This is a genomic window from Pseudomonas sp. OVF7 (assembly GCF_030644265.1).
GTDB classification, from domain to species: Bacteria; Pseudomonadota; Gammaproteobacteria; order Pseudomonadales; family Pseudomonadaceae; genus Aquipseudomonas; species Aquipseudomonas gorinensis.
This window is the reverse complement of the sequence record NZ_CP128996.1, coordinates 4,331,099-4,343,656: the sequence shown is the minus strand read 5'-3', so window position 1 is coordinate 4,343,656 and position 12,558 is coordinate 4,331,099. Positions and strand designations below refer to the sequence as shown.

The 12,558-nt window shown below is 61.4% G+C and carries 11 protein-coding genes; all 11 read right to left on the bottom strand.

Translation table 11 applies throughout. From position 1 onward, the window contains the following. Position 1: 1 nt before the first annotated feature. Positions 2 to 1,603: an acyl-CoA dehydrogenase family protein gene (locus QU606_RS19665; RefSeq protein WP_304997382.1), complete on the bottom strand. Its 1,602-nt coding sequence runs from the start codon at positions 1,601 to 1,603 to the stop codon at positions 2 to 4. Between the two features lie 263 nt (positions 1,604 to 1,866). Then, complete coding sequence (locus QU606_RS19660) at positions 1,867 to 2,577, bottom strand: HPP family protein (protein WP_024075399.1); 711 nt, start codon at positions 2,575 to 2,577, stop codon at positions 1,867 to 1,869. Between the two features lie 165 nt (positions 2,578 to 2,742). Beyond that, on the bottom strand, positions 2,743 to 2,994 hold the full coding sequence (locus QU606_RS19655) for a type VI secretion system contractile sheath small subunit (RefSeq protein ID WP_370531073.1): 252 nt from the start codon (positions 2,992 to 2,994) through the stop codon (positions 2,743 to 2,745). Positions 2,995 to 3,207: 213 nt separating this feature from the next. Next, positions 3,208 to 4,830 carry a glycosyltransferase family 39 protein gene (locus QU606_RS19650; RefSeq protein ID WP_024075401.1) on the bottom strand — a complete coding sequence of 541 codons (1,623 nt, stop codon included), beginning with the start codon at positions 4,828 to 4,830 and terminating at the stop codon, positions 3,208 to 3,210. Between the two features lie 3 nt (positions 4,831 to 4,833). Further along, positions 4,834 to 6,213 carry a UDP-glucose/GDP-mannose dehydrogenase family protein gene (locus QU606_RS19645; RefSeq protein WP_024075402.1) on the bottom strand — a complete coding sequence of 460 codons (1,380 nt, stop codon included), beginning with the start codon at positions 6,211 to 6,213 and terminating at the stop codon, positions 4,834 to 4,836. Beyond that, positions 6,210 to 6,611, bottom strand: a complete 402-nt coding sequence (arnF, locus tag QU606_RS19640) for a 4-amino-4-deoxy-L-arabinose-phosphoundecaprenol flippase subunit ArnF (RefSeq protein WP_024075403.1) — start codon at positions 6,609 to 6,611, stop codon at positions 6,210 to 6,212. The genes QU606_RS19645 and arnF overlap by 4 nt, the downstream gene beginning before the upstream one ends. Then, the gene (gene arnE, locus QU606_RS19635) at positions 6,608 to 6,955 is read right to left on the bottom strand and encodes a 4-amino-4-deoxy-L-arabinose-phosphoundecaprenol flippase subunit ArnE (RefSeq protein WP_024075404.1); all 348 of its coding nucleotides are present in this window, start codon (positions 6,953 to 6,955) and stop codon (positions 6,608 to 6,610) included. The genes arnF and arnE overlap by 4 nt, the downstream gene beginning before the upstream one ends. Next, positions 6,952 to 8,607 (bottom strand): lipid IV(A) 4-amino-4-deoxy-L-arabinosyltransferase, encoded by a 1,656-nt coding sequence (gene arnT, locus QU606_RS19630; protein WP_024075405.1) that lies wholly within the window; start codon positions 8,605 to 8,607, stop codon positions 6,952 to 6,954. Before arnT ends, arnE begins: the two co-directional genes overlap by 4 nt. Further along, positions 8,604 to 9,488, bottom strand: coding sequence for a 4-deoxy-4-formamido-L-arabinose-phosphoundecaprenol deformylase (arnD, locus tag QU606_RS19625; protein WP_304997381.1), 885 nt, complete (start codon positions 9,486 to 9,488; stop codon positions 8,604 to 8,606). The genes arnT and arnD overlap by 4 nt, the downstream gene beginning before the upstream one ends. Continuing rightward, on the bottom strand, positions 9,488 to 11,479 hold the full coding sequence (gene arnA / locus QU606_RS19620; RefSeq protein WP_024075407.1) for a bifunctional UDP-4-amino-4-deoxy-L-arabinose formyltransferase/UDP-glucuronic acid oxidase ArnA: 1,992 nt from the start codon (positions 11,477 to 11,479) through the stop codon (positions 9,488 to 9,490). Before arnA ends, arnD begins: the two co-directional genes overlap by 1 nt. Then, positions 11,476 to 12,513, bottom strand: coding sequence for an undecaprenyl-phosphate 4-deoxy-4-formamido-L-arabinose transferase (gene arnC, locus QU606_RS19615; protein ID WP_024075408.1), 1,038 nt, complete (start codon positions 12,511 to 12,513; stop codon positions 11,476 to 11,478). Before arnC ends, arnA begins: the two co-directional genes overlap by 4 nt. Positions 12,514 to 12,558 lie beyond the last annotated feature (45 nt).

Sequence of the window (12,558 nt, the reverse complement as noted above, 5' to 3'; positions counted from 1 at the left end):
TTCATTGCTCCCTGTACAGTGCACGGGTGAATTGATGGATGTAGTCGGCTTTGGCGATCGGTGCATCGACCAACACCGAAGGTGGTTTCAACCAAGCGGCCAATTGGGCGAGGCGTGCCGCGCTGGGCCGCTGTTCCGCGGGGCTGGCGAGCAGGCCCCAGTGGTGCAGGTACGCAACAAATACGTGGGTCAGGTCGTGCAGGATGGGCGGCTGGAGGCGTGCGGATTCGGCGGCCTGGATGATCAGGTCGAGTGCGCGGGCGTACGCCAGCCCGACCGCCTGTCGATGGGAAAAGTCGTTGCCCGGTCGGCACTCCTGGACAATGGTTTGCTCGATCTGCTGGCCAAGGTTGCACGGCGGTACGTGGTCGAAGCGTGGGCGCGCCAGGGCATCCTTGATTACCTGATAGGCCATCACGCTGTTGTCACCGGCGAACGTAATGCTGATTTCTAAGTCCATGCGCAGGGTGACGATCTGGTTGTAGTGATGGAATCCCTGGGAGCCGCAGAGTTCGCGGCACTGGGCGATCACTTCCAGTCCCATCCAGGTACCGACGCATTTGCTCAGGGCCGCGAGGATATGCAGCGCCTTGCGCTGCTCGGTATGCGGCCAGTGTGCTTCGAAGCGGGTGAGGATGGCCTGCTCGAGGTATTTGAGCGCCAGCGCCTTGAGCTGGGCGTTATAGAGGCGCTGCCGGAACAGCGGGTTGCCGAGCAACGGGCCGGCCGCTAACAGCCGGTGGCGGCCAAATCGATACGTCAGGTATGCGCACAGCCCGGCGCCGTGGCGCGAGGCGGCCATCAACAACAGGCGCTCTTGCAGGAACGTTTCCAGTGCATTGATGAAGCGCTCGCCTTTGGGCAAGTCGCTGATGAACTGTCCATTGGCGGTAAACCGTGCGTAGCGCTGCAACAGCGCATCGGTACCCAGTTGCATCTGGCAAAAACGCAAGGCGCCGACTTCATTGGCATGAATACCGCCCTTGGGGTCACAGGCAATGACCTTCAGCCCTGGGCGCAGAGGGCCGTTTTCCTGGTCGCGAATCACCACGCGAAACCAGTGGTGCCCCTGGTCTTGGCTGTCGACCAGCAAGCGCGCGAGCACCATTACCACCTGCGCCGCGTGCAGGCTGTTGCCGATCCAATACTTGCAGGCCTCTGCGCAGGGCGAATCGAGCACCAGGCAGTGCCGTTCAGGATCATAGGTGACGGTGGTCTTGAGGTTACGGACGTCGGTGCCACTGGCGATTTCAGTACAGCCAAACGCATACACCGCACGCATCTGGATGACTTCGTCACGGTAGCGCGCCACCTGCTCGGGGCTGCCCTGGGTCAGCAGGGCGTTGGCGGCGATCATGTGATCCACCAGCGAGGAATACAGGGCGTAGTCGTAGGCGCCGATCAGGCCGATGCGTTCGCACAGGTCTCGAAAATGTGAAGCGTCGGGTTGGCCGAGCCACATGTCGTTGTTGATCAGCCCCGCATCGAAAATCGCATGCATGCGCCTGATCGTCAGGTCCATGTAGGCTCTAAGGGGCAGGTGATAACGCTGTCGGTGGTCGAAAAGCGGCGCGCGCAGCACCTTCTGCAAGTGGTCGTCCACGATGGATCCTCACCAGGTTTGAATGGAGCATTCAAAACACTTGAGCAGGAGGGCCAGCATGTGGAACGACGATGAGAGCGGAACCGGGAAAGCCTTGACCTGTATCACCGCTCTGTGAGCACCCATTGATAGCCAGACGATCCAATGTCTTCGCTACTGGTTTACGGCGATCCAGAATTCAGAGAAAAGCAGACAACAACAAGTGGTTTGTACAACCTTAGCCCATCACACACGGGCGTAAACACCATTCGTCGTGAATGCGCCTACTCCACGCGACTCGCCAACACTTGGCCGATACTTCTGCGCCGCGCATGGCTTTCGGCAGCGTGGATCAGCTGTTCCAGCTCGGAGGGCTCGATGTCGTAGAACTGCTCCATGTCGGCTAACGCCAACTTGAGGTCGGCGGCGGTGATCGATGGGTCTCTTGCTGCCTGAGACTTATTCGTGAAGATACCCGGTACCTCGGTCGCGCCCTTGGGATAGCGCGTGCGTGTGGCGTTGTTGTAGGCCAGCGCGCACATGAGTAAGGCAGCGGCGCCGAGCATGACCGCCGGCAGTTCCTGCCAGCCGAGGGCCGCCGAGCTGGGGTCGGCCAGTACCAGGGTCATCGCCAGGCCGCCCGCCGGCGGGTGCAGGCAGCGCAGCCAGCAGATCAGGATGACGGTCATGCCCGCCGCCAGGCAGGCGCTGCCCAGGGTGCGCCCCAGTACCCGAGCAACCAACAGCGCGACCACTGCGGCACACAGGTAGCTGCCAATGATCGACCACGGCTGCGCCAGCGCACCGGATGAGACGGCGAACAGCAGCACTGCCGAAGCGCCCAGAGGCCCCAGCAAGTGCAGGGCGACTTCCATGCCAAACACTTGGGCGCATACCCAGACACTGAGCAGGGTGCCCAGGGCCATGCCAATCGCGGCACGGCTCCATTCGGCGGGGCGGGTATTGATAGCAGCAGGTAACCAGCGAGCAAGCATTGAGAAAGGGTCCGTCAACAGCAGGCGAAAAAAAAGGCTTGCCTGGTTGCCCGGAAAAGCCCTTTGAACGTTCCAACATTTGGGGGAGGAACCTGCGTAGTGTGCCGGCCCTGATGCAAGGTCGCCAATGCATATTAATGAAGGTTAAGTTCAATAATGATGAACTCAGTTGAGCTGCGGCGAAGGAGTGGGGGCCCGGCAGACCTGGCCGAGGATGCGATTATGCAGTTCATCGCTCAAGAGCCGTTCCTGCAGGTTTTCGCGCACCTTGGGGTCGTTGGACAATGGACCTTTCAGCGCCACCAGGGCGTTACGCAATTCCATGAGGCGTTCCAGCCTGGGGATGGGGATGTAGCCGAGATGGACGTGCTCATGCGTCAACGGAAAAGGAGCATCAAGCAATAAGTCATCGCGCACGGCATCATCCTTTTTAATGAGGTACGCCACTGGGTTGCCTGCGGCTGATAGCGTCCTTGTCGTTATCCATTCGATCAAGGCGTGGCAAATAGTTACCGCCTTTGACGAGCGAGTTTACCGCTGGGCTTCGAGCACGGGGAAGGGGAGCGCCACGCGCCATTACCCATAGTTGTGTAGGAGTTTTCCGGGAAGTGCCGGCCGAAGCCGGCAGCGTCACGGTTGGATGGTTTTGGACAGGTGCAGCAGCACGTAGGGGTTCTTGTCGAACTCGCCGGTGAGCGTTGGCGTGATCGAACGAAAACGCGGGTCTTGCAGCTCTTCAAAGTCAGCTTTGCTCATCACCAGCCATGCTGGCCCCTGGATCGTCGCCAGTTCGGCAGGCAGTTGGGTAAACAGCGGTACCCGGTCGCAATCAAGGTTGACGATCAATTTGATCGCCTTGGCGTCCTTGCCCAGGGCATGCAGCACGACAGGCGCCGGTTGCTGCTTGACCTGCGCCTGAACAGCAAGGCTGAAGGTGCGGGTGTCGTAGAGGCTGCGCTCCAGCGGTTCGACCACCAGAATGTAAGTGCTCCATACCGCCAGCACCGCGGTCAAGGCAGGCGCGAGTGAGCGCAGCCGTGACTTGAATAGCGCCAGCAGCGCCAGTACCTGCAGCACGCCAAGTATGCCGAAGACGCCGCCAAGATGACTCAATTGCTCGGGATAGCGTGGGCGCGCCAGCCACAGGCCGACGATCAGCAGCCCCGGCAGCAGCGTCCACAGCCCCAGCATCAGGCCGCGCAACCAGCCAAACAGGCGGCCCTGCGTCACCTGGAACGGATACGCCGCAATTATTGCCGCCATCGGCAGCATCGGCAGCACATACCGCGCCTTCTTGGCCTGGGGAACCGACAAGCCGAGCATCACCAGCAGGCCCGCCGCCGCGCAATACAGCACCAACTGCAGGGCTGGATCCGGCGCGCGCCGTCCTCCTATCGCCACCGCGAGCAGCACCAGCAAGGCCAACGGGTAGGCCAGCGCGTAATTGCCCATGGAACTGGTGAAGTAATACAGCACACCGCTGGAGCCTTCACTGCCATCCATGCGCCCCATGAACTGCATGCGGATCACGTCTTGCATGAACACTTCGCCGCCACTGAGCTTGGCCAGCAGCAACAGCAGGCCGACACACGCCACCAGCAGGGCCAGGGCCAGGAAGCCAAAGCTGAACAGCTGGCGCCATTGCCGGTTGATCAGGTAGTAGCTGCACAGCACGCCCGTAGGGATCACCAGGCCGATCGGCCCGCGAATCGCAAACCCCACGAGCAAAAGCAGATACAGCCAGTGCAGGCGCTTGCCCGCACCGAAGTGATCATGGGCATAGCCCAGGTAGAAGACTGCCAGGGCGACAGCCGCGAGCATCTGGTCCAAGGAAACGGCGCGGGTTTCGCTGATGAAGGTGCTGCTGAGCAGTAACATCGCTACGCTCAACAGGCCCCAGCGCTGGGAGTACGGCGCCGTCAGGCGGTACACCAGCATGACAATCAGCGCCGAAGCAATGGACGTTGGCAACCAGGCCGTGAAGCTGTTGACCTGGCCCAAGGGCAAGGACAGCAGCCAGGTCATCAGTGTCGAGGTCGCCAGGTAGTCGGCGTAGGGTTGCCCGTAGGTCGTGGGGAAGAAGCTTGGCCCATGGCGCAGCATCTCCTGGGCGAACACTACGAAGCGCGAGTCAAAGCCGATGATCGCCTGGTGCCAGTTGCCGGCAATGAACAACAGCAACGCCAGCAGCCCCAAGCCAAGGGACTGTCGGCGAATCGTTGCAGTGAGCAGGGGCGCTTGAGCTTTGTTCACGTCTCAGGCTTCCACAACCTGCGGTACCCACTGCTGCTGGGGAATCGGCAACTGGCAGGAGTCACCACGGCCCATTGGGAAATACTGGAAGCCTTTGCGTGCCAGGCGCTCGCCGTCGTACAAGTTGCGGCCGTCGAAGATCACTGGGGTTTTCAGGCGCTGGTGGATCAGGTCGAAGTCCGGTGCCTTGAACTGCTGCCATTCGGTGCAGACAATCAGCGCATCGGCGCCACTCAGGGTGGATTCGGGGGTGCCCATCAGCATCAGGCGCGGGTCATCGCCGTAGATGCGTTGGGTTTCCTGCATGGCTTCCGGGTCAAAGGCGCGCACATTGGCGCCGGCGGCCCACAGTGCTTCCATCAGCACGCGGCTTGGGGCGTCACGCATGTCGTCGGTGTTGGGCTTGAAGGCCAGGCCCCACAGCGCGAAGGTCTTGCCACGCAGGTTGCCCTTGAAGAAGGCATTGACGCGCTCGTACAGCTTGCTCTTCTGGCGCTGGTTGATGGCTTCCACGGCTTCCAGCAGGTCGCTGGAGCAGTTGGCCTGCTTGGCGCTGTGGATCAGAGCACGCATGTCCTTGGGGAAGCACGAGCCGCCGTAGCCGCACCCCGGGTAGATGAAGTGGTAGCCAATCCGTGAGTCGGCGCCAATGCCCAGGCGCACGGCTTCGATGTCCGCCCCCAGGTGTTCGGCCAGCTCGGCGATCTGGTTGATAAAGCTGATCTTGGTGGCCAGCATGCAGTTGGCGGCGTACTTGGTCAGTTCGGCGCTGCGCAGGTCCATGAAGATGATGCGGTCGTGGTTGCGGTTGAACGGCGCGTACAGGTCGCGCATGACATCGCGCACTTCTTCGCGCTCGCAGCCGATGATGATCCGGTCCGGGCGGCGGCAGTCGGCAACCGCCGAGCCTTCCTTGAGGAATTCCGGGTTGGAGACGATATCGAACTCCAGGTGCCGGCCAGCCAGGTGCAGGGCTTTCTCGATATGGGCGCGCAAAGTGTCGCCGGTGCCGACGGGAACGGTGGATTTTTCCACCAGGATCACCGGTTCGATGCGATGACGGGCAACTGCGTCGCCCACCGACAGCACGTATTTCAAATCGGCAGAACCGTCTTCATCAGACGGCGTACCCACGGCGATAAACAGCACTTCACCATGTTCGACGGCGAGTTTTTCGTCATAGGTGAAGTTCAGTCGACCGCTTTCCAGGTTCTCCTTGACCATCGCTGCCAACCCTGGCTCGAAAATGCTCACATGGCCCTGCTGCAGCAGCTTGACCTTGTTCTGATCAACGTCCATGCAGATGACATCGTGACCGACTTCGGCTAATACGGTGGCCTGCACCAGACCGACGTAACCACTACCAAATACACTGATTTTCATGGGGCATTCCTGGGGCTTGCAGCGCTAGCACGGCGAGAGTTGATAACCAGTACTCCGAGGATGACCAAGGCCACCCCCAGGGTTTTTGAAAGCGAAAAATGTTCGTTGAACACCGGCAGGCTGGCTGCCAGCAGGTACACCAGCGCGTAGCTGATGCTGAGCAGCGAATAGGCGCGGCCCAGGGGCAGGTGTTTAAGCGCGCCGAGCCAGCAGAGCATCGATAGCGCATAGGCGATGATCGCCAGGATCACTACGCCCAGGGCAGACAGGTCGATGGTGGTGGTGAGCCATTCGTTGGGCAGGGGCAGGCGCGTCATGCTCCAGCGCATGCCCAACTGGGCGGCGCTGACCAGGCCGACACTGCCCAGGGCCAGGGCAAAACCTTGCGCCCGGCTCATACCTGACGCCCCAGCAGCACGACACCGGCAATCACCAATGCCACGCCCAGCCAATGGCGGCTGTCGATGTGCTCTTTGAACACAAAGCGCGCCATCAGTGTGACCAGCACAAAGTTCAGGCTCAGCATCGGGTAAGCCACTCCGACCTCCAGGCGCTGCAGCACCAGCAACCACACCAGCAGGCCGAAGCCCAGGCACAGCAGGGCAGCCCACAGCCAGGGTGAACGCAGTTTCAGCGCCCAGCCGTCGGGCTGGTCGCGCCAGCTTTCCACGGCAAACTTCTGCGAGACCTGGCCCATGCAGGTGAGCAGGCAGGCGCTCAACAACAGCAGCAGGGTGATCATGGCGCAACCTGCGGGAAGATCAGAATCACAAGATTGCCTTGCTCAAAGCGCTGGCCGTCTTCAGGCAGTAACGCAACCTCGGCTATTTCATCCTCGCCTTTAACGCGCATCACCACGCCGACTACGCCTTTTTTACGCGCATCGCTCATCCATTGCTTGACCTGGGTCATGTCGACCTTGTGATGGGTGGCGTCCGGGTAGGCGAGGCCGTATTTCACTTCGCCGACGGTGTTATAGAGGGTGACGTCGGGGCGTTGCAGGCGCCATGCCAGGGCCGATGCCGCTCCCAGGTCATTGCTCAGCAACGCGGCAGACGGTTGAAGGGCCGGCAGGTGATCGATGATGAACTGGTCCGGGGTCTTGTTGTACACCACCGAATGGGGCAGCGCAGCCGGGGCCAACGCCACCAGCAGCCAGCTGCCAAGCACCGGTGCCGCCCACCATTTCAGCGGGCGCGCGGCTTGCAGCAGGTTGACGATGATCCAACCGAACAGGAAAACGAATACCAGCACCAGGCTCAGGGTTTCCTGGCCGTGCTCGTACACCGGTTTTTTCAGTTGAAGCCAGGTCAACGCCAGCAGCGCCACGACCCCGATCACCAGGTTCAGCCAGCCATTGATGCGCAAGGCGCGATCGCGACCCTGAGCCAGTTTATCGGCCAGGGCGTTGCCCATCAGCAAGGCCAGCGGCAGCAGGCACGGCATGATGTAGGACGGCAGCTTGCCCTTGGCCAGGCTGAAGAACGCCAGCGGCATCAGCAACCACAACAACAGGAAGGCGATCCTGGGGGTACGTTTTTCCAGCCAGGCCTGCTTGAGCGTAGCCGGCAGCAATGCCACCCACGGCAACGAGAAGGCTACCAGCAGCGGCAGGTAGTACCAGAATGGCTCGGCGTGCTGGGCGTCCTCACCGGCGAAACGCTGGATATGCTCGTGCCAGAAGAAGAAGTTCCAGTAATCCGGCTCCTGCGAGTGTACGGCCAACGCCCAGGGCAAGCTGACGACGATAGCCACGACCACAGCGACCACGCCGTAGCCGAGCAGCTCGCGAAAGCGTTTTTGCCAGATTGCGTAGGGCAGGGCGATCAGCACGGGCAGCAGCCACGCCAGAAAACCCTTGGTCATAAAACCCATGCCGCAGGCCAGGCCCAGCAATGCCCAGGCGCCCAGGCGACCGTTACGCGTGGTGTTATCGAAGCAGAACCACAGCGCCACGCCTGTCAGGTTGACCCAGAAGGTGAACTGCGGGTCCAGGTTGGCGTAACCGCCCAGGGCGGCGACGCTGACGAAGCTCATGTAGAGCACGGTACTGACCAGGCTCTTGTGCGGGTCATTCCACAGCCGGCGCGACACCAGGTACACCAGCAGGATGCTCAAGCCGGTGCTAAACGCTGAGGCAAAGCGTACGCCGAACAGGTTCTGCCCAAAGATCGCCTGGCCCAGCGCGATCATCCAGTAACCGGCGGCCGGCTTTTCGAAATAGCGAATGCCCATGAAGTGCGGCGAGGCCCACTTGCCGGTCAGCAGCATTTCCTGGCTGATCTGCGCGTAGCGGGTTTCATCCGGAATCCACAGGCCATGGGTGGCCAGCGGCAGCAGATAAAACACACCGAACGCCAACAGTAGCAGGGGCAGCGCCCAACGGCGGATCATGCCTGTTGCACTCCAAGCCAGCCCTCACGCCCACTCAGGGCGCCACGCACCAGGTGTTGCTGGGGCAGGGTGGTCAGGTCCACGGGCAACAAGTCGCCCAGGGGTTTGAAGTCGATGCCGCGCTGCCCTGCCTGGGCCAGCAACTGGCGAAAATCATTGGCCATCAGAATCCCTTCTACTTCTGCGTGGATCGTGTAGACGTTCAGCTTCGACTCGGCAAAGCGGTCGAGGATGAAGCGGTTGAAGTCCTTGGCAGCCACCACCGGCCCGACGACTTCGTCGAAGGTCGGCAGGTCTACCGGAATTTGTGGGGTGCCCGCGCTGCCATCGGCCAATGTCGGTCGAAACAGGCTGGTGCCCCGGCAATCGCTGTTGTAGCGAAAGTTGAAGCCTTGCTTGGCTTGCACCACGCGTTCATCGGCACGCCAACCGGCCGCCGCTGAACAGTCGATGCGTTCACCGAGGATATCGCTGAGGGTGTCGACGCCACGGCGGATCTGCTCCACCAGTTGTGCCTCACTCCAGCGCCCGGTGTTGGCCTGCCAACCGTGGTGATCCCAGGCATGCAGGCCGACTTCGTGCCCGGCGGCCTTGGCCTGGCGCATCAAGTGCCCCAGGTCACGACCGATCGGCTTGCCCGGCCAGGCGGTGCCGGCCAGCAAGATATCCAGGCCATACAGGCCTACGGCATTGGAACGCAGCATCTTCCACAGGAACTGCGGGCGGATGAGGCGCCACAAGTGGCGCCCCATGTTGTCCGGCCCAACACTGAAGAAGAACGTCGCTTTCACCCCGGCTTCATCCAGGGATTCGAGCAACCGCGGCACACCTTCACGGGTGCCACGGTAGGTGTCGACATCAATGCGAAGACCTGCCTGCATTACTTCTTGTCCGCGATTTCGAGCATGGCTTCTTTCAGGAAGAAGTCGAGGGTGTTGCCGATGGTCTCGCTCATCTCAACGGTTGGCTCCCAGTTCAACAGGCGCTTGGCGTTTTCGATGCTTGGCTTGCGGTGCGCCACGTCCTGGTAACCGGTGCCGTAGAACGCCTTGCTCTCTACGTCGCGGAAACCGGCGAACGGAGGGAAGTTGCTGCGCAGCGGGTGAGCTTCGAACTGACGCAGCAGTTCTTCGCCCAGTTGACGGATGCTGGCTTCGTTTTCCGGGTTGCCGATGTTGATGATCTGGCTATCGCAGACACCGTTGTCGTTATCAATGATACGGGCCAGGGCTTCGATACCGTCGGCGATGTCAGTGAAGCAACGTTTTTGCTCGCCACCGTCGAACAGACGGATCGGGGTGCCTTCCACCAGGTTCAGGATCAACTGGGTAATCGCACGGGAGCTGCCGATACGCGCCGAATCCAGGCGGTCCAGGCGTGGCCCCATCCAGTTGAACGGACGGAACAGGGTGAATTTCAGGCCCTTGTCGCCGTAGGCCCAGATGACGCGGTCGAGCAGTTGCTTGGAGACCGAGTAGATCCAGCGTTGCTTGTTGACCGGGCCGACCACCAGGTTGGAGGTGTCTTCGTCGAAGTACTGGTCCTGGCACATGCCATAGACTTCGGAGGTCGATGGGAAGATCACGCGCTTGTTGTACTTGACGCAGTAGCGCACCAGCTTGAGGTTTTCTTCGAAGTCCAGCTCGAACACGCGCAGCGGGTTGCGGGTGTATTCGATCGGAGTGGCGATGGCCACGAGCGGCAGGACGACGTCGCACTTCTTGATGTGGTACTCGATCCACTCGGTGTGGATGCTGATATCGCCTTCCACGTAATGGAAGTTCGGGTGGCTGCGCAGGCGCTCGATGGCGTCGGAGCCGATATCCAGGCCGTAGACCTCGTAACGGTCGTCACGCAGCAGGCGCTCGGACAGGTGGTTACCGATAAAGCCGTTCACGCCCAGGATCAGTACACGGGTACGACGTGGCTTGCGGCCGGATTCGGCGCCGCGCAGGACGGAGCCGTCGACCAGGCCCAATTCGTTGGCCAGGGACGGGCCGGCCAGGTACAGGCCGTTGTCATTGCGCTGGCCGAACTTGACCACCAGGGAGTCTTCGCCGCAGGCGATGCGCAGCGGGTTGACGCTGATCACGCGGCCGGGCGCCAGGCCTTCGTTGCCCTTGACGACTTCGGCTTGCCACACGATCAGCTTGTGCTCGCCCACGGCGCAGAAGGCGCCTGGGTAAGGCTGGGTCACGGCACGCACCAGGTTGAACAGTTCTTCAGCCGGCTTTTTCCACTCCAGCTTGCCATCAGCGGCGGTACGGCGGCCAAAATAGGTAGCCTGGCTTTCGTCCTGGGCGGTTTCAGTCAGCTTGCCCGCGGCCAGTTGTGGCAGGGCATCGCGCAGCAGGTTGGTGGCGGCGTCACGCAGTTTGGCGTGCAGGGTCAGGCCGGTGTCGGTGCGCTCGATCGTGACTTTCTGCTGGGCGAGGATCGCGCCAGCGTCGGCACGCTTGACCATGCGGTGCAGGGTCACGCCGGTTTCGGTTTCGCCCTTGACCAGTACCCAGTTGGCCGGTGCGCGGCCACGGTATTTCGGCAACAGCGAACCGTGCAGGTTGAACGCGCCTTTGCTGGCGGTGGCCAACAGGGCTTCGCTGAGCAGGTTGCGGTAGTAGAACGAGAAGATGAAGTCCGGGTTGAGCTTGGCGATGCGCTCGATCCACAGCGGGTGGTTGGCGTCTTCCGGTGCATGCACCGGGATGCCGTTGCGGGCGCACAGTTGCGCGACGGAACCGTAGAAATTGTTTTCCTTGGGGTCATCGGCATGGGTGAACACGGCAGCAATGTCGTAGCCAGCCGTCAGCAAGGCTTCAATGCCAGCACAGCCAATATCGTGATAAGCGAATACAACGGCTTTTGAATTCATGACGAAACCTGATCGGAAGGAGAAGTAGTGGTGGTATGGGAGGACGCCAGGCCGTCGACGACGACCACGGGTGCCGGTGCTGCCGGTTGGTTGCGCAGCACTTTTTCAATAAAGAACCGAGGGCGGGCGCGCACATCGCTGTACATGCGGCCCAGGTACTCACCCAAGAGGCCCATGCCGATGAACTGGCCGCCGGTGAACACGAAGAGCACCGCAAACAGCACGAAGGTGCCATCGCCGGCCCATTGGGCACCGAAGGCCAGGCGCAGGATGATCAGCGCAAATGCGAACAGCCCGCCCAGGCCCGCCAGGCAGAAGCCGACAATAGACAGCAGGCGCAGCGGGGTGGTGGTCATGCACGTCAGCAGATCGAACATCAGGCTGATCAGGCGCATGGCACTGTATTTGGATTCGCCGTGCTCGCGCTCGGCGTGGTTTACGAGGATTTCCGTGGTGTGGCGGGCAAACCCGTTGGCCAGGATCGGGATAAAGGTGCTGCGCTCGCGGCAGGCAAGCATGGCGTCGACGATGGTGCGGCGGTACGCGCGCAGCATGCAGCCGTAGTCGGTCATGGCCACACCGGTGGAGCGTTGCACGGCCAGGTTGATCAGGCGCGAAGGCCAGCGGCGGAAGGCCGAGTCCTGGCGATTGTTGCGCACGGTGGCGACCACGTCGTAACCCAGGGCGGCTTGTTCCACCAGGCGCGGGATTTCTTCCGGCGGGTTCTGCAGGTCGGCGTCGAGGGTGATCACCACGTCGCCGCGGCACTGCTCGAAACCAGCCATGATCGCCGCATGCTGGCCGTAGTTGCGGTTAAGGATCACCGCCACCACGTTGCTACCGTCTTCTTCGGCGGCGTTTTCCAGCAACTGGGCGGATTTGTCACGGCTACCGTCATCCACCAGGATGATTTCGTATTCGTAGGCCAGTTGCTTGCAGGCTGCGGTGGTGCGACGCAGCAATTCAGGCAGGCTCTCTTGTTCGTTGTAGACCGGAATAACGATCGACACACAATGAATAGGGTAGGGTTTCAAAGATTCATGACCTCGGGGTTAGATCAGCTTGGTGCGTGAAAACAG